Genomic DNA, 17935 nt, shown 5'->3' with positions numbered 1-17935 from the left:
CATCGGTGGAAATCTGTGTGCGTTTTGGGCTATGGCTCATACCTCTTTTTCCGCTTTCCCTCCCTCATCCCATTTTGGATTGAGGAATCTCATGTCTAGCAAATCAACCGTGTTTTTACTGAGTGGCCTCAGTGCCGCGATTATTTCTATTGTCGCGCCGGTGTCTATCGCCGCCGAGAAAAAACTAGATACCGTGTATGTGAGTGCAACCCGCAGCGAAACCGCAACCATGCCGGTTGCGACGCAAATCAAAGTCATTAGCGAAGAAGAAATTCGCGTGAGCGGCGCAAAATTATTGTCGGAAGTACTGCGTACCCAAGCGGGTATTCAACTCACCGATTCAGATGGTAGCGGCGCGCGTAATGTCACTGCATCAATGCGCGGTTTGTCAGGCGCCAACAACGTGTTGGTATTGGTGGATGGCCGCAAATTAAATAACCCAAGCCTCGCAGCACCGGCATTAAACACTGTCTCGTTAAAAGATGTAGAGCGCATTGAAATTGTGCAGGGTAGTGCGGGTGTGTTGTACGGCGATCAGGCAGTCGGTGGTGTAATCAACATCATTACCAAACGTGCAGCAGTCGGCGAAACCGACGGCACCATTAGCGCCACCAGTGGCACCGATAATTTGGAAGACTACACCGCCAGTGTGCGTCAGGGTTTTGAAAATGGTTTGAGTTACAGTGTCTCCGCACAAAAGCGCAATGCAGATAACTACCGCGATAACAACCAAAATGCCTATGAAAACGTACTGGGAAATGTGCGTTACGATTTTGCAAAAGGCTTTGTGTTTGTTGAAGGGCAGGCGATTGATGATGAGCTGCGTTTACCTGGTGCGATTAGTAATGCGCAAGCGGCGGTGGATGCTCGCGTTACCTACTCGCCGAATAACTACGGTGATCAGCAAACCGATTTAATCCGTGTTGGTACCGGTATAGATATTACCGAGGCTTGGCAATTCCTTGCTGAATATGCTGACCGCGATGAAGACAGTATCGCCTTTTATGATGATTACTATTTGGTGGACGGCTACTCGCCTTGGCGTTCTGACAGTAATTTGCGAGTAAAAAATATTACTCCGCGTGTAGTAGGCAATATTGCAACCAGCAATGGTGTGGCGGTGGTTACTATGGGCTACGATCACACGGATGCGGATTACACCACTAAAGATGGCTTTACCAATATTGCGCAAAAAGTAGAAGGTGTCTATGCGCAGTTGGTTTATCCCATTACGGAAAAACTCAACGTTTCCACTGGCGTACGCTACAGCACAGTGGATGATGAAAATTTTGCACTGGGAACCGCACACGACGATAAAGTCAACGCGAGTGAATTGGGTTTGAATTACCAAATTGATCCCCAGTGGCGACTCTTTGCCCGCTATGCAGACGGTTTCCGTTTCGCCAATGCAGATGAAAATGGTGCGGTGTTACCCGGTGTTGAATTTTTGGAGGTGCAAACCAGTCAATCCTACGAGGCTGGTGCTGCATGGGCGGGCGAAAAAGCCAGTGTGACTTACTCGCTTTACCATATGGCCTTGAATGACGAAATCACCTTTGACAGTTTTGCTTATGCAAACATCAACTTGCCTGATTCCGAGCGTCAAGGTTTTATTTTTGAAGGGCAATTGCAGCTGAGTGACGAAATTGGCCTGCGCGCTAATTACACCTACACTGATGCAGAGCTGAGCGAAGGTGTTAATAAAGGCAATGCTGTACCCTATGTGAGCGAAAATACCCTGAACTTTGCTATTAACTTTGTGCCGACGGAATCGCTTATCGTAAACCTGGAATCCATTTACCTCGGTACACGTTATTTAAATGACGATGACGCCAACGCGATGGAAAAAGTCAGTGCACTGCAGTTGTTTAACTTGAATGTAATTTGGGAATACAAACAATTGGAGTTGGCTGGCCGCATTAAAAACCTGACGAACGAGCGTTATGCTGGCCTGCAAGCAAGCTGGGGGCAGTACCCACAACCAGAACGCAATTACGAAGCTAGCATCACTTATCGTTTTTAATGGTTTAATTAAACCCATTCCTCCTGTAACGGGAGGAATTTAATCTTCGTCACTCCTGCGCAAGCAGGAGTCCAAAGTTTAAAACTCTGGATACCCGCATGTGCGGGTATGACGCTAAATATCCGCCACTTAACTTACTAGCGAGCCGCATCATGACCGACGACCATAACCAAAGCGACGACAAAGCCAAACGCCATCAAGAACGTATGCAGCAGCGCAAAGAAATTGTTGATGCCGCTATCGCCCGTGCCGATGAGGAGCGCGGTGTAGTCATTGTATTAACCGGTGACGGTAAGGGGAAAAGCTCGTCTGGTTTTGGTACCGCGCTACGCTGTTTAGGGCACGGCTACAAAGTGGCAATCGTGCAATTTATTAAAGGCACTTGGGAATGTGGCGAAAAAAACTTTTTAACTGAAAGTATTTTTCGCGGCGAGAATGCGCAGTTGGAATATTTTGTGATGGGCACCGGTTTTACTTGGGAAACCCAAAGCGCCGAACAAGATAAAGCCGCTGCCGAAAAAGTCTGGGAAGAATGTGAACATGTATTCCGCGATCCGGATATTCATTTGGTATTGCTGGATGAATTAACCTACATGCTCAACTACAAATATCTGGATAAAGATAAAGTCATTGCTGCAATTCAAAATCGCCCGCGCAACCAAAACGTAATCATCACCGGGCGCGGTGCTAAAAAATATCTGGAAGACTTGGCTGATACTTTTAGCGAAGTCAAAGCCATCAAACACGCCTTTAACGCCGGCGTAAAAGCACAGAAGGGTATTGAGTGGTAAGCCTCTCTAGCAAAACCCTAATGATCCAAGGCGCTAAGACCTTAATGGTGCAAGGCACCACCTCCGATGCGGGTAAAACCACGTTGGTGGCGGCTTTGTGTCGTATTTTAAAAAATCGCGGCATTTCGGTAGTGCCATTTAAACCGCAAAATATGGCTCTCAATTCCGCTGTCACAACTGATGGTGGTGAGATTGGCCGTGCGCAAGCGCTGCAAGCGCAAGCGGCGGGGCTTGAACCGCATACGGATATGAACCCGATTTTAATCAAACCCACCAGTGATACCCGTGCGCAAATAATCGTGCAGGGAAAAGCAGTCACCGATATGGAAGCGGCGGTTTATCACGATTACAAAACCGAGGCGATGGGTTATGTATTGGATTCCTACGCACGCTTGCAGCAGCAATACGATGTGATTTTGGTAGAAGGTGCGGGCAGCCCGGCGGAAATTAATTTGCGCGACCGCGATATTGCCAATATGGGTTTTGCCGAAGCGGTGGATTGCCCGGTGATTTTAATTGCGGATATCGATCGTGGCGGTGTGTTTGCGCATTTGGTCGGCACACTGGAATTATTAAGTGAATCCGAGCGAGCACGAGTGATAGGTTTTGTAATTAATCGCTTTCGCGGCGATTTAGGTTTATTGCAATCCGGGTTGGATTGGCTGGAGCAAAAAACCGGTAAACCGGTATTAGGGGTGATCCCTTATTTGCAGGGTTTGTATTTGGATGCGGAGGACGCGCTCACCGCATCTGCCCCTAAAACCGCGGCGCAATTAAAGGTAGCAGTGCTCGCGTTGCCGCGTATTTCCAATCACACCGATTTTGACGCACTGCGTTTGCACCCACAGATTAATTTTCACTGGGTTGGGCCCAATCAACCCATTCCTGCGTGCGACTTGGTAATTATTCCCGGCAGCAAAAATACCCGTGCCGATTTGCAGTTTTTGCGCGCGCAAGGTTGGGATGTACAACTTCAAAAACACCTGCGTTATGGCGGAAAGCTAATCGGTATTTGCGGTGGTTTTCAAATGCTGGGCGAAACGATTGCCGACCCCAAAGGTGTGGAATCTGCACCGGGTACATCCCTCGGGTTGGGGTATTTGGCGCTCAGCACTGAACTGACCGAAGAAAAAATATTGCAACAGCGCACCGGTGTATTGTGGGACAAACACACTGTGCTCGCCGGTTATGAAATTCACACTGGCATCAGTCGCGGTGCCGCGTTATTGCAACCGGCGTGTTATTTCAATTGCTCTAATGATGGCGCCGACAAACAAGTACCCGATGGTGCTTTCAGTGACGACGGTGCGATTATGGGCACCTACTTGCACGGATTATTTGATCAGCCCGCTGCACTGCAGAAACTGCTGGCGTGGGCTGGTGCAGAATCTGCAACCAGGTTGGACATCAATCAGCAGCGCGAGGACTCCATCGCCCGCCTTGCGAGCGCCACCGAAACGGCACTGCGCAGCGACTTTTTGCAGCAGTTCTCTTCTGTCCCCTAGTTGCGCCAGTCATCAGAATGGCATAGCGGCACATCCAATCTATAATCTTTTCTCTGGGTATTATCATTACTGTGCGGATGGCGACAGAATGGGCGGGAGCTTTGTTATGCGGTCACTGTTGTTGGTATTCATCGCGATTTCCCTGTGGGCAGGTGGTGCATTGGCTGAATCAAGTATTGCCGCCGATACCCCGCTGGACTCTCCCGGAAAACCCGACGCGGTTATTAATTTAGCCACTAATATCTCCTCTGCCTTTAGTGCTGACTCGGCCACGGGTTATGAGCAGAACCTGCTGCCACACTTACAGTGTATTTTTAACCATATGCAGCGCGAATATGCGGTACAAATCATGCCCTGGCGGCGCGCCTATCAGGATGTAAAAAGCAACCGTATTGATGGCTTTTTCACCGCCATTCCCATGCGTCAAATTGACCCTTATGCGGTATTGTCATCGCCTTTGGTATTGGAAAATTGGTACTGGTTTTGGCGCAATGACACTATCGCTCCCGAATCCTGGCGTGAGGGGTACAGGCTGGGTTCCATTTTGGGCAGCCAGCAGGAGACCTGGCTCGCCGAGGCGGGTTACAAGGTGGAGATGAGTGGCAATAATCTGCCCCAGCTCATCAAAATGCTACAGTCCAAACGTATTGATGTGATTCTTGCTGACCGTGAACATTTTATACAGGCGAGCAAAGAGCTGAATATGGATGTGAATCACTTCCAGTCGCGCTTCTTTCGCTATGTGCCGCTCGGTGTTTACTTTAATGAACAGTTTTTAAACCAGAACCCAGGCTTTTTGGTGGAATTCAATCGCCATATCACGCGCTGCTCATCGGTTAATTTTGTAGTAACCGATTACGAGCAGTTACAAATAAAAGAATTACTCGGGCGAAAAATTGAGCGCTGGAAACGCTTGCCCAGTTTGGAGCCTGCGCTGGTTGCGGCGAATAAAACCAGCGCGAAATTGAGCCAGCAGGAAATTAATGCGCGCGATAAACAATGGATACACGCTTTCGCAGAAAATGATTTTGCCTACTCTATTGAATTGGTCAATCAACCGCTCTCTGCGGAGCTGCGCGAAATGAAAAAACAGGCGCCGGATATGATCACCGAGGTCATAGTGACCGACAAGCGCGGCCTTAATGTGGCGATTAGCGATATGACCTCGGATTACTGGCAGGGCGATGAAGAGAAATTTATTCGCGCTTACAACAAGCCGGCCAACAGCCTTATTTTTGGCGATATTAGTTACGATGAATCCACCAAGCGCTTCCAATTACAGCTGAGTGTGCCGCTTTACACCATCCAAAAATTTGAACCATTGGGGGTAATGATTTTTGGTGTTGATGTGGAAAAAGTATTGTCCCAAGTGCAGTAAGTCGCTCCGGTGATTTTTGTTAGTTAAAAAATATTTACCCAGTGGGTGCATTTGCTCTGGTATCGGTGGTACCTTTGCCTCGCGATAAAATCCTATGCACTCCTGCCTGCGCAGTTGCCTATACGCGGTTCATTCTTTTTATAGGCAAAGTAATTCTTTCATAGGTAAATTCGGCTGGTTTTTATTCGGTCAACATAATAAAAGTTTTCGTTTAATTGCATTGATTCCCATAACAATTTATTACCGCCTGTCGCTGCTGGCCTGTGTTATCACAGTAGCTGGCTGTGGGTTGTGGTAATGGGTGAGGCGCGCACCCACTGTTTGCAGCAGCTATGGAAATAGCGCTGGGGTATTTTGCATAAACTTAATGGCCACTTTTAATCATGTTGACGTTTTATAAAAATGCACTCGCCGCTTTTATTGCACTGCTTCTGCTTTCGGCTGCGTTGTTGCAGCTGGGCGCCTCCAAATCACAGTTGACGGCATCACTGTTTCCCGCGCGCGATGGCAATTATTTATGGCATTCCGCAGTGGAGCCCAAAGTCCCCGATGGCAAAACCCGTCTCTCCCTTAAGAATGAAGTAGGGACTGTTGAATACGAGTTTTTTCTTGACCCGCACAAACCCTTTCCCTATACCCATTACACCATTGCGTTTATGGATTCTGCACAGCCCCAAAAAGTGGTTGACCTTACACAATTCAGCAGCGTGTCGTTTAAGGTGTTGTGCGACCCCAAAAATGTGCTGCTATTTGCCCTGTTTAGTTTTGATGACAAAGTCACCGATATTAATAAACCCATAACCCGCCGCGTGTCCTCTACGGCTTTCTCATGCAGTCATGATTGGGCCACCATCAATATCCAATTTGATGAATTGGACACTCCTTATTGGTGGTTGGGGCGCTATGGCTTTGAGCACAGTGATACCGGCTACCGCTTGGATAAAACCATGGGGTTCGCCTGGGTAAATTCGCTGCAAAGCCCGCTCAATACTCCTTCCTACGTAAAAATAACCGATGTGCAGTTGCTCGGTAATAATTTTACCTATCTCTATGTAGCGATAGCGCTGGTAGTGCTGTTGTGGGTTGTGTTCTTGATTGTTTTATTGCGTCGCTATGTGGCGGTATTAACCGTGGATATTCGCGAAAGGGTCAGGTTGGATCAGCCCTTGATGGCGTATAAAAAACTATCTATAGCGCCACAAAAAGATAAAGAAAAAAGTGCAGTGTTGCGGTTTATGGCAACGGAATACGCCAACCCTGAGTTGAGTTTGGAAATCGCGGCAACCACGCTGGGAACCAACCGCACCAAAATTAATGACATTTTAAAAGAGGAGTTGGGGCTTACCTTCACCGCTTATTTAAATAAATTACGTTTGACCGAGGCGGCGCGCTTGCTGTCGGAAAATGAAGAGGCGAACGTATCGGAAATTGCGTATTTGGTGGGTTACAACAATGTGTCTTATTTCAATAAATTATTTAAAGCGGAATATGGTTGTGTGCCTAAAACCTTTAAAGCCTTGTATCCCATTAAAGAGCTGTCTTGATATTAGTTTCACGTTGATGTGATGTTGGTTTTATTTTTTTCGATATTTTTTATAAATATTCTGTAACAGACAGCTGTAACAGATGCGTCGTTTCACAGCAAGGAAATGCACTACAAACTAGTTATCATTTTGCAATTTGTCGTTTAAATTTACATTAAAATAATTACAGCAAACCTTCAACTTTTTACATTTCTTAAAAAATCTTTCAATAATTCCATTTTTTTCTGCTCCGCTTACCTATTCTCGCGCTTCAGCAATAGCCTTGGGTTACTGCTGAGCAGCTCTATTTTACTCATTGTGATTAACATCAAGGAGCTAGTGCACAGCCTGTTTTTTTGCGCAGGTTTTTTTACATGTGCACCGGGTATTCGACTAATAAAAAGCGGAGATTAACACTATGTACAAAACAAACTTTATTACCCACACAGTCAAGCGCTCCTGTGCGCTGATTGGTGCTGGTGTCGCACTTGCGGCGCTGTCGCAAACCAGTATGGCGGCATGTACCTACGCCATTGAAAGTGAATGGAATACCGGTTTTGTTGCCAACATCACTATTAAAAATGATACGGGTGCGCCCATTAATAATTGGAATGTGAATTGGCAATATGTGAACAACCGTATGGCCAGTGGCTGGAATGCCAATTTTTCTGGCTCCAACCCTTATTCAGCAACCAACATGGCATGGAACGGCAGCATCGCCGTGGGCCAATCTGTCACCTTCGGTTTTCAGGGTAATAAAAATGGTGCACCTGCCGAGCGCCCCAGTGTAAATGGCGCCGCCTGTGGTGGTGCAACAACTTCATCGGCAAGTTCAGCACCCAGCTCAGTGCCGCCGTCTTCAAGCTCAGTGCCCAGTTCTATGCCAGGCACTTCCAGCAGTTCATCTTCATCCGGTGGTTATACCGTTCCTGCGAACAATTTTGCGCAAAATGGCGGTGTGGAAAATAATTTGACCAATTGGGGCAGTACCGCAGCAACAGTTACGCGCAGCACACAAGACAAACGCAGCGGTGCTGCGAGTGCGTTAATTTCCGGCCGCACTGCCAACTGGCACGGCATTACCTTCAATGTGGGTTCATTGGTCAGTGGCAACCAGTACGATGTAGCGGTGTGGGTGAAATTGGCACCGGGCACACCTGACAGTGTTATCCACCTCACCGGCAAACGTCTGGATGATAGCGACAGCACAACCTACAACGAATACACCCGTGTCTCTACCGTGACGGCATCATCCACTGAGTGGCGTTTGTTGCAAGGTTATTACACCCAAAGCGGCACCACCGGGTTCCAACATTTTATTATTGAAGGCGAAAGCACCACGGTAAGTTACTACGCGGATGATTTCTCCATCGGTGGGCAAGCGGCTTCGTCCAGTAGCAGTTCCAGCAGCAGCTCAACGGGCGGCACCACACGCAAATTTATCGGCAATATCACCACCTCAGGTGCAGTTCGCTCTGACTTCATTAATTACTGGAATCAAATTACCGGCGAAAATGAAGGCAAGTGGGGCTCAGTGGAAGGTACCCGCGATGTGTACAACTGGGCGCCGGTTGATCGCATTTATGCCTACGCACGCCAACACAATATCCCAGTAAAAGCACACACCTTTATATGGGGTGCGCAGTCGCCTTCATGGCTCAACAATTTGAGTGCGACGGAAACTGCTGCAGAAATTGAAGAGTGGATTCGCGATTACTGCGCCCGCTACCCGGATACCGCAATGATCGATGTGGTGAACGAAGCAGTGCCCGGCCATCAACCAGCGGGTTATGCACAGCGGGCGTATGGCAATAACTGGATTCAACGTGTATTCCAATTAGCGCGCCAATATTGCCCCAACTCCATTCTTATCCTCAACGACTACAACAATATTCGCTGGCAGCACAATGAGTTTATTGCGCTCGCCAAAGCGCAAGGCAACTACATAGATGCAGTCGGCCTGCAAGCGCACGAATTGAAGGGGATGACCGCCGCGCAAGTGAAAACGGCAATCGACAATATTTGGAATCAAGTAGGTAAGCCTATTTATATTTCTGAATACGATATTGGCGATACCAATGACCAGGTTCAGCTGCAGAACTTCCAGGCGCACTTCCCGGTATTTTGGGATCACCCACAGGTTAAGGGCATCACCATTTGGGGCTATGTCAACGGCAGAACCTGGATTGAAGGCTCCGGCTTGATTTCCGAAAACGGTACGCCACGCCCTGCAATGACCTGGTTGCTAAACAATTACATTAATAAATAACCAGGCTAACAAGTAAACCAGCTTTGCTGTGATCCATAAAATGGATTTTGTGGATCACACCCTTGGTTAAACCACGCCCATTTAACAATAATCAGGGTGAATTCCCATGTTTACTACTATCAAGGCAAGTGTTCGCCATGCGGCGCAATTTGCAAAAATTTCTAGCAGTTTATGTGCATTATTTTTTGCGTGGAATGCAAACGCAAGCTGCCAATACCAAGTTACCAATCAATGGAACAACGGTTTTACAGCGGCGATAAAAATTACCAATAATACGACAGCTGCTATCAATGGCTGGGCAGTGAATTGGCAATACGCTGGTGATAACCGCATCAGTAACAGTTGGAATGCCAATGTCTCGGGCAGTAACCCTTATTCAGCAACACAGTTAAGTTGGAACAGCAGTATTCAACCGAATCAAACCGTAGAGTTTGGTTTTCAAGGCACCAAGGGTTCGGCGGCCGCAGAAATTCCGCAGGTTAGCGGAGCGCTCTGTGGCAATTCTGTACCAGTGTCATCCGCTGCTTCCTCTGCAATATCGTCACTGCGCTCATCAGTAAATTCTTCAGTTGTCACTTCTGTTGCATCATCCACACTCTCGTCGGTGGTCACTAGCAGTTCGTATTCCGCTATTAGTTTGATTGAAGCGAGCAATCCGAATATTTGGGCCGATATTCCCGATCCATCGGTAATTCGTGTCGGTAATACCTATTACATGAGCAGTACCACCATGCACATGAGCCCTGGTGTACCGATTATGAAATCCACTGATCTGGTGAATTGGTCATTGGTAAATTACGCCTACACCACATTGGATAACACCAGCGCGCTCAATTTGGAAAATGGCCAAAACGCCTACAGCAAGGGTTCATGGGCAAGCAGTATCCGCTACGTGAACGGCATTTATTATGTGAGCACCTTTTCTTATACCACCAATAAAACCTATATCTACAAAACCAATAATATTGAACGCGGCCCTTGGTCGGTTTCCGCCTTGAATGGTGTGTATCACGACGCCTCGTTATTTTTTGAAAATGGTCGCGCATTTTTGGCTTACGGTATTGATGATATAAAAATTATTGAACTCACGGCGGATGCTTCGGCAATTAAAACAGGCGGTTTAAATCAAACCATTATTGCTAAATCCTCTGCGGTGGCAGGAACCAATTTTATTGTGCGCCCCGAAGGTACGCACCTGCAAAAAATCAATGGCCGCTATTACATTTCATTAATCACCTGGCCCTCGGGAAAATCGCGCACACAATTAATTTTCCGTGCCACAAATTTAACCGGGCCTTATGAAGGGCGTGTCGCCTTACAGGATCAAGGTGTGGCGCAGGGTGGGTTAATCGACACTCCTACTGGTAATTGGTACGCCTATTTATTTCGCGATAGCGGCGCAGTAGGGCGTATTCCTTATTTGGTGCCCGTGAGCTGGCAAGACGGTTGGCCGGTAATAGGTGTGAGTGGAAAAGTGCCGCAAAAGTTGGGCTTCACTGTCGAAAATAAAGCCCTAAACGGCATTGTAACCAGCGATGAGTTCAATCAGGGCTCGCAGGGTTCAGCAACATTGCCACTGCAATGGCAATGGAATCACAACCCGGATAATTCCGCTTGGTCACTGCTCGCGCGCCCGGGTTTTTTGCGCATCACCAATAAGCGTCTGGATTCCACTTTTGAGTTTACACGCAACACGCTTACGCAGCGCACTTTCGGCCCACAGAGTTCCGCGCGTATCGCACTGGAAACGGCAGCGATGAAAGATGGCGATTACGCAGGCTTGGGTGCACTGCAAGCGCGTTATGGTTTTGTGGGTGTGAATAAATCCAACGGCAATAAATCCATTGTGATGGTGGATACCACGTCAGGTACACCACAGGAAATTACGCGTATTGGTTTGTATCAGGATCGTGTTTATTTCCGTATCGACATGGATTTTCGCAATCAAACAGATCAGGCGAAATTTTATTACAGCCTGGATGGCAATAACTGGACGGTAATCGGCAACACCCTACGCATGACTTACGACCTCAAGCATTTTATGGGCTATCGCTTTGCGTTATTTAATTATGCCACCCAAGCTACCGGGGGTTATGTGGATTTTGATTATTATCGAATTAATCCATAAAGCCATTTAATCAATTTATAAACTTATCCAATCAAATTATAGAAATATCGGCTCGGTCAATCAAAAAATATCTGATCACAATCAGAAATGCTGTTTAACACGGTGCTTTTACCAAAGCACTTATTAACAAAGCACTTTTTAACAAAGAATGCTCAAAAGAACTTTATTAATCAATGGAGACTAATGATGAATAAGCAAAATAACTCCGTCCATTTATTGCCGCCAACCTTGTCGCAATTATTGCGCAAAAGTTGCGGTGTAATTGGTTTGGGCGCAAGCCTGCTCGCGATGACTAATCTGGCCTCCGCTGCCTGTACATACACAGTGGACAATGAATGGTCAACGGGTTATACCGCCAGCATCACCGTAAAAAATGATACTAATGCAGCGGTGAACAATTGGAGTGTGAACTGGCAGTACGGTAGCAATCGCATAACGAATAGTTGGAACGCCAATCTCTCTGGCAGTAATCCTTACACTGCCACCAATATGAGTTGGAATGGAAATATTGCCGCTGGGCAATCGGTTTCCTTCGGGTTTCAGGTGAATAAAAATGGTGGCAGCGCCGAGCGCCCAACCATCAATGGCAGCTTGTGTGGTGGTGCGGTAGCCAGTTCATCATCGCGCGCAAGTGTTGCACCCAGTTCAATACCTGCAAGCAGTTCACCTTCCAGCAGCGCTGCCGTTTCGTCAGCTCCCGCCAATAATTTTGCACAAAATGGTGGTGTGGAATCTGGCTTGACCAATTGGGGAACTACTGCCGCCACTGTCACTCGTTCAACGGCAGATAAACGCAGCGGTTCGGCCAGTGCATTAATTTCCGGCCGCACCGCCGCATGGCATGGCTTGACCTTTGCCGTGGGTTCACTTACCAGCGGCAATCAGTACGACGCTGCCGTGTGGGTAAAACTCGCACCCGGTACACCGGATTCAGTAATCACTCTTACTGCAAAACGTTTGGATGACTCGGACACATCCACCTACAACGAGTATACCCATGTTGCAACCATTACTGCGTCATCCAGTGAGTGGCGTTTGCTGCAAGGTTATTACACCCAGTTAGGTGCGACCGCTTTCCAACATTTTATTATTGAAGCAACGGACACCAGCATCAGTTATTACGCCGATGATTTTTCAGTGGCCGGGCAGGTGACACAAATACCCAGCAGTTCGAGCAGTAGTTCAAGTAGTAGCTCGGCACAAACTTGTGAATTAAAAGCGCCGCTTCGCTGGACTTCTACCGGGCCATTAATTAGCCCGAAAAACGCAAATTGGAAATCCATTAAAGATCCGTCGGTAGTGAAATACAACGGCACATACCATGTGTACGCGACTTACTACGACACCTCTTATAAATCCATGTACACCAGCTTTACCGATTGGAACACGGCGCAACAAGCTCCGCATATTTCAATGAATGGAACTACGGTAGGTAATGCTGTTGCACCGCAAGTATTTTATTTCCGTCCGCACAATAAATGGTATTTGATTACCCAGTGGGCTGGTGCTTATTCAACTACCGACGATATTAGTAGGCCTAATTGGACTGCCAAGCGGAAATTGTTGCAAGGTGAGCCAGCGGGATCATTGGATTTCTGGGTGATTTGTAACGCGACACACTGCTATTTGTATTTCTCGCGTGACGACGGTGTGTTGTACATGTCCAAAACCACTATCGCCAATTTCCCCAACTTCTCCGGTTATTCAATTGTGATGGAGGATCATCGCGGCAATGGCAACCAATATTTATTTGAAGCACCCAACGTGTACAAGTTGGATGGACAAAACAAATATTTATTATTAGTGGAAGCTTGGCCGAGCGGCCCACGCATGTTCCGTTCCTGGACATCTACCAGTTTGGATGGCCCCTGGACACCACTGGCGGATACCGATGCCAATCCATTTGCGGGCAACAACAATGTGGAATGGCCGACTGGAAAATGGGCTAACGGTATTAGCCATGGCGAGTTGATTCGTTCAGGTTACGACGAGCGTCTGACTGTTGATCCTTGTAATTTAGAATTCCTTTATCAAGGCGAAGCAGGTCCTAGCCCAGACGGCAATTACAACACCATTCCATACAAACTCGGTTTGTTACGCTTAAAGAAATAATGTTTGCGGCTACCCGGTAAGTTTTTCCCCGCTTTGGTAAACCCCAAAGCGGGGGTTCGGTTCCCACAAATACCGACAATGACTGTGTTTTTTAGTATTCATCAACGAACAACAATAACGATCAGAATAAAAAAATAAAAATTTACTATCGTCAGCCAACCCTACTTCGGTATCGCGAATTATTGTTCGGCACTCGCGATTTTCTAGTACCTTTTATGAAGGAATAAAACCATGAACGCATGTAAATCCAGCGCATATCAGCGGCTGCAACATTTAAAACGACCACTTGTATTTCTCGGTATGGCAACTGCAATGGCTGCAGCGGCACAGACTGCATCAGCTGCTTGTACCTATCAAATCGATAACGAATGGAGCAATGGTTTCGTCGCCAGTATCCAAATAAAAAATGACACAGCGGCTTCAGTCAATAATTGGAGTGTGAATTGGCAGTACGCCAATAACCGTGTGACCAATAGTTGGAATGCAAATCTCACAGGCAGCAATCCTTACACCGCATCCAACGTCTCCTGGAATGGCAACATTGCCGCAGGGCAGACTGTGTCATTCGGTTTTCAAGGGGTAAAAAATGGCGCTACCGCCGAGCGCCCGCAAATTAATGGCACTCTTTGTTCAGCCGCACCGGCAAGTTCTGCGGCAAGCAGCACAGCGGTGGTGAGTTCTTCGCGCTCCAGCTCATCCGTTGCATTGGGTTCATCATCACGCGCTGCTTCATCTATTCCGACAGGTGCTCGTAACGCTATTACCGTGCGTGCACTTGGCACAACAGCGACCGAGTCCATCACTCTCAGCGTAGGTGGTACTGAAGTGCAGTCCTGGACCTTGAGCACCGTCATGAACAATTACACGGTAGAAACGGCTCTGGTTGGCGATGTAATTGTTGCATTTACTAATGATGATGGCGGCAATGCCGATGTACGTATCGATTACGTCAACGTCAATGGCGTAACCCGTCAAGCAGAAGTGCAAACAGAAAATACTGGAGCTTGGGGGAATAACCGTTGCGGTGGCGGTGCGCCCAGCGAATGGTTGCATTGCGAAGGTTACATCAATTTCGGTAGCGTCACTGGCGAGCCTCGTTCAAGCAGTTCTTCGGTCTCCAGCAGTTCGTCATCAGCTGGTGGTACTGGTGTCGGTTCCGCTGGCTGTGGTGCCCCGGCAAAATTAACCAATGGCCGTCGTACCATTAACGTTAACGGATTGAACCGCGAATACGTATTGGATATACCAAGCAACTACAACCAGAACAATCCCTACAAGTTGGTCTTTGGTTGGCATTGGCGTGGTGGTAGTGCGAACGATGTTGTAGGTCAAGGCTACTACGGTATGAAAAGCCTCTCTAATAACACTGCGATTTTCGTGGCGCCTGATCGTGCCGCCGGCACCGACGGATGGACAAATGCCAATGGCCGCGACATAGCTTTCTTGCAGTCGATGCTAACCCAACTGAAGTCATCCCTGTGTATCGACGAAAGCCGTATTTTCTCTACCGGTTGGAGTTACGGTGGCATGATGTCATTTGCAGTGGGCCGCGAGTTGCCAACCACCTTCCGTGCTATCGCGCCTGTATCAGGTGCATTCTTGACGCCTCATGTGGATAGCGGTTCAGCTACTGCGGCCTGGATTGCGCACGGCAATAACGACACTGTGGTAAGCCAGAGCTCTGGCGCTCAAGCTCGTGATGCTTATCTCAGAGCTAACGGTTGCTCTAACACGACTGTGCCGGTGCAGCCATCTCCCTGTGTGGAGTACCAAAACTGTTCAGCAGGTAAACCTGTTGTCTGGTGTTCGTTCAATGGTGGGCATTCGCAGCCTTCATTCTATAGCTCTGGAGCATGGAACTTCTTTAATCGGTTCTAATTGCCGTGAGGCGTCTCGGTTTAGTGGCTGCGGTATGGCTGGGCTTTAGAATTTCAGATCAAAATGTTTCAAAAATGATTTGAAAAAAATGCGGCGGCCACTGGCCATCACAACACGACGCAGGCCAACCCGAAAGTTGGATTCCACAAGAAGCTTGGAGATTTATCAGCCAATTTTAAACCCGCTGTTAGTCGTAAACCCCACCTTTGCCCAGCTATATGCTGGGCTTTTTTTTGGAATTTTTTCAGTCATAAATGAGTAGGGCGGTAATAAGCTGTAATTATTGTTGGCGCAGGGTTGTGTAATAGTCTTTACTTGGCCTTTGGGGTTAGCGGATCAGTACCCATTTTTAACCAATGGCATAATCAAGGTAGGTTGCTAATGAGTTTACGAACCGCAACGGCTTTTAAGGGCAGTAACGTGCCCAAAGCGGAAATTAAGCCAAATGAGCGCAGTAACTAATTGAGATTGTTTGTGCTGTATAACTCCATAATTAATTCGGAGTGACTGTTAACCCTTTGATTTGGCGCGAACTAAATCGAATGAAGATTCATCTACTTTTGGAGTTATACAGCACCCCACCAAATTAGTTGGAATAAGGTTCTGTGGGTTATATAGTTGGTGCAATTTAATAAACTGTTAGGGCAAGGCCAAAAATCGAAGCCATACTTATGATCGAGAAAATTGGATTAATACTACTTGGCGTAATCATTAGCGGCATTGGCTATCTGATTAAGCGAAGAATCGAGAACAAGCCTCAAATAGAATCCCTCGACAAACATAAGAAATTGCTTGATATACACAAGCAAATGAATGAGCAAGGTATAGATATTGAGGGGCTCCGGGAATTAGAAGCAAAGCTAACCGGCAAAGCTGCAGCCATTCATAGCAAGGCCATGATTCTGCAATCAGAGTCGGCACCGCTAATAGGTGAAAATCAGTCGAAAGACCTAACTCAGACAGAGTTAAACTCCCGAGCAGCACAGAGTCTTGAAAAGGCAAAACTCAAAATGCAGGAAGCACTTGCTGGAATAGATAGTCGAGTTGGTGACTTTGAAAGCCAATCACTCATGAATAGTCAAACAGAGTGGGAGCGCTACAGTGTAAGTCAAGCTGAGGCTGCCGCTGCCAGTTACCGAGATGGCAGTATTTATCCCCTGATATATTTCTCAGAGCTAGAATCGCTAACCAATGAAAGAACCGCACGGCTACAAGCCGAGCTAGATGAGCTTATTAAGCTTGGCAACTAATGCCCTAACAAGTGGTTCAAATCGCTCGCTCCGCTCGCTGGGACGGGCTAAAGCCCGCCCCTTAACCAAACGTTAAATTGGCTAATCATCTAGAAGGTCTCAAATGGAATTTAAAGAAGAAGCACAGCTCGAACAATTCCGCTCCGTAATCGCTATAGGTGCATCTGCATTGAAAAGCGCGATACTAATAAACGGCGGTGGAGTCATAGCTTTACTCGCATTCCTGGGAAACCAGAAAGACCAGCAGGGTTTGGCTTGGTTTGTCTCTTCCATGTTCTTAATGTGCGGTGGTATTGCTTTAGCGGCGTTTGGTAATGTCTTTGCTTACATAGCGCAAATTAAGCATCTTAACCAACTAAAATCTGAAAGGCCCGGCGAGCCAGCTGGCACGCCGTGGGGATATGCAGCGGTCACATTAATTGTTATTTCCGTGTTCGCTTTTATTGGTGGGGTTATTTTGGCTTCGTTTGGCTTTCTGGAAAAAATTTAACAAATCGCTCAAGCATCGCCACTTCGTGGCTGGACAGTTTTTAAGTCGCAGTTTTGTGGTTTTGCTGCGCAAAAGTATTCCACAAAACCGCAACTAAAATTATGCCGTTCACCACTGCGTTAGGCAACCGAGTTATGTTATGTGCCAAAAACACTTATGGAAAACTAAATGAACTCAAATGATGATGCAGTTTTAGAAGCAAAAATTGATGGCATAAGTAAAGGACTCAGAATGGGAATGGCTGAGATATACGCTCAGCTCCTATCTTTTGATAAAAAGAATATAGAAGACGACAAACCATCATTCGCTTACACATTTCTACAGCAGCAAGCCTCTGAGCATGGGCAAACTTTTGATGAATTTATGGATGAACAAACCAGAGCACTGGAAGAATACTATGAATACCGGGATGCAATTAATCAGTTGTATGAAGTTTCAGATAAATATGGCTATAAAGAAGAAAAGTAAAAGCGAAATTTTAAAAAGTATAACAAAGTGTTCCAAATGTGAAATGAGCATCAAGAATGTATAAAAAACAATTCTTTCAAGTATTAGGGTATGTGCTAGCACTCCCATTTTTTGGGTCTA

The 17935-nt window shown here is 47.0% G+C and carries 12 protein-coding genes; all 12 read left to right on the top strand.

Features of this window, described 5'->3' with window-relative positions; translation table 11 throughout:
* Positions 1-91 precede the first annotated feature (91 nt).
* The 12 genes from D0B88_RS16395 to D0B88_RS16340 all read left to right on the top strand — a co-directional run bounded on the left by D0B88_RS16395 (position 92) and on the right by D0B88_RS16340 (position 17815).
* Positions 92-2023 (top strand): TonB-dependent receptor, encoded by a 1932-nt coding sequence (locus D0B88_RS16395; RefSeq protein WP_191966457.1) that lies wholly within the window; start codon positions 92-94, stop codon positions 2021-2023.
* Positions 2024-2175: 152 nt separating this feature from the next.
* Positions 2176-2814 (top strand): cob(I)yrinic acid a,c-diamide adenosyltransferase, encoded by a 639-nt coding sequence (gene cobO / locus D0B88_RS16390; protein WP_151058485.1) that lies wholly within the window; start codon positions 2176-2178, stop codon positions 2812-2814.
* Between the two features lie 20 nt (positions 2815-2834).
* Positions 2835-4319, top strand: a complete 1485-nt coding sequence (locus D0B88_RS16385; protein WP_225318418.1) for a cobyric acid synthase — start codon at positions 2835-2837, stop codon at positions 4317-4319.
* Between the two features lie 106 nt (positions 4320-4425).
* Positions 4426-5697 (top strand): ABC transporter substrate-binding protein, encoded by a 1272-nt coding sequence (locus D0B88_RS16380; RefSeq protein ID WP_151058483.1) that lies wholly within the window; start codon positions 4426-4428, stop codon positions 5695-5697.
* Between the two features lie 383 nt (positions 5698-6080).
* The gene (locus D0B88_RS16375) at positions 6081-7241 is read left to right on the top strand and encodes an AraC family transcriptional regulator (RefSeq protein ID WP_007643757.1); all 1161 of its coding nucleotides are present in this window, start codon (positions 6081-6083) and stop codon (positions 7239-7241) included.
* A gap of 397 nt (positions 7242-7638) precedes the next feature.
* On the top strand, positions 7639-9489 hold the full coding sequence (locus D0B88_RS16370) for an endo-1,4-beta-xylanase (RefSeq protein WP_007643754.1): 1851 nt from the start codon (positions 7639-7641) through the stop codon (positions 9487-9489).
* A 106-nt stretch (positions 9490-9595) separates the two neighbouring features.
* Positions 9596-11617, top strand: a complete 2022-nt coding sequence (locus D0B88_RS16365) for a family 43 glycosylhydrolase (protein ID WP_151058481.1) — start codon at positions 9596-9598, stop codon at positions 11615-11617.
* A 183-nt stretch (positions 11618-11800) separates the two neighbouring features.
* Positions 11801-13729: a non-reducing end alpha-L-arabinofuranosidase family hydrolase gene (locus tag D0B88_RS16360; protein WP_151058479.1), complete on the top strand. Its 1929-nt coding sequence runs from the start codon at positions 11801-11803 to the stop codon at positions 13727-13729.
* Positions 13730-13960: 231 nt separating this feature from the next.
* Positions 13961-15607, top strand: coding sequence for a cellulose binding domain-containing protein (locus tag D0B88_RS16355; protein WP_151058477.1), 1647 nt, complete (start codon positions 13961-13963; stop codon positions 15605-15607).
* Positions 15608-16278: 671 nt separating this feature from the next.
* Positions 16279-16857: a lysozyme inhibitor LprI family protein gene (locus tag D0B88_RS16350; RefSeq protein ID WP_007643746.1), complete on the top strand. Its 579-nt coding sequence runs from the start codon at positions 16279-16281 to the stop codon at positions 16855-16857.
* A gap of 103 nt (positions 16858-16960) precedes the next feature.
* The gene (locus tag D0B88_RS16345; protein ID WP_007643744.1) at positions 16961-17347 is read left to right on the top strand and encodes a hypothetical protein; all 387 of its coding nucleotides are present in this window, start codon (positions 16961-16963) and stop codon (positions 17345-17347) included.
* A gap of 168 nt (positions 17348-17515) precedes the next feature.
* Complete coding sequence (locus tag D0B88_RS16340; RefSeq protein ID WP_040392724.1) at positions 17516-17815, top strand: hypothetical protein; 300 nt, start codon at positions 17516-17518, stop codon at positions 17813-17815.
* Positions 17816-17935 lie beyond the last annotated feature (120 nt).

Source organism: Cellvibrio sp. KY-YJ-3 (assembly GCF_008806955.1).
Lineage (GTDB): Bacteria > Pseudomonadota > Gammaproteobacteria > Pseudomonadales > Cellvibrionaceae > Cellvibrio.
Note: the sequence above shows the minus strand (reverse complement) of the source record. Positions and strands in the feature narration are given on the sequence as shown.

Bases quoted from the DNA above. Each gene is read 5' to 3' on its own strand.
- D0B88_RS16395 (WP_191966457.1), top strand. From the start codon at position 92: ATGTCTAGCAAATCAACCGTGTTTTTACTGAGTGGCCTCAGTGCCGCG.
- cobO (WP_151058485.1), top strand. From the start codon at position 2,176: ATGACCGACGACCATAACCAAAGCGACGACAAAGCCAAACGCCATCAA.
- D0B88_RS16385 (WP_225318418.1), top strand. From the start codon at position 2,835: ATGATCCAAGGCGCTAAGACCTTAATGGTGCAAGGCACCACCTCCGAT.
- D0B88_RS16380 (WP_151058483.1), top strand. From the start codon at position 4,426: ATGCGGTCACTGTTGTTGGTATTCATCGCGATTTCCCTGTGGGCAGGT.
- D0B88_RS16375 (WP_007643757.1), top strand. From the start codon at position 6,081: ATGTTGACGTTTTATAAAAATGCACTCGCCGCTTTTATTGCACTGCTT.
- D0B88_RS16370 (WP_007643754.1), top strand. From the start codon at position 7,639: ATGTACAAAACAAACTTTATTACCCACACAGTCAAGCGCTCCTGTGCG.
- D0B88_RS16365 (WP_151058481.1), top strand. From the start codon at position 9,596: ATGTTTACTACTATCAAGGCAAGTGTTCGCCATGCGGCGCAATTTGCA.
- D0B88_RS16360 (WP_151058479.1), top strand. From the start codon at position 11,801: ATGATGAATAAGCAAAATAACTCCGTCCATTTATTGCCGCCAACCTTG.
- D0B88_RS16355 (WP_151058477.1), top strand. From the start codon at position 13,961: ATGAACGCATGTAAATCCAGCGCATATCAGCGGCTGCAACATTTAAAA.
- D0B88_RS16350 (WP_007643746.1), top strand. From the start codon at position 16,279: ATGATCGAGAAAATTGGATTAATACTACTTGGCGTAATCATTAGCGGC.
- D0B88_RS16345 (WP_007643744.1), top strand. From the start codon at position 16,961: ATGGAATTTAAAGAAGAAGCACAGCTCGAACAATTCCGCTCCGTAATC.
- D0B88_RS16340 (WP_040392724.1), top strand. From the start codon at position 17,516: ATGAACTCAAATGATGATGCAGTTTTAGAAGCAAAAATTGATGGCATA.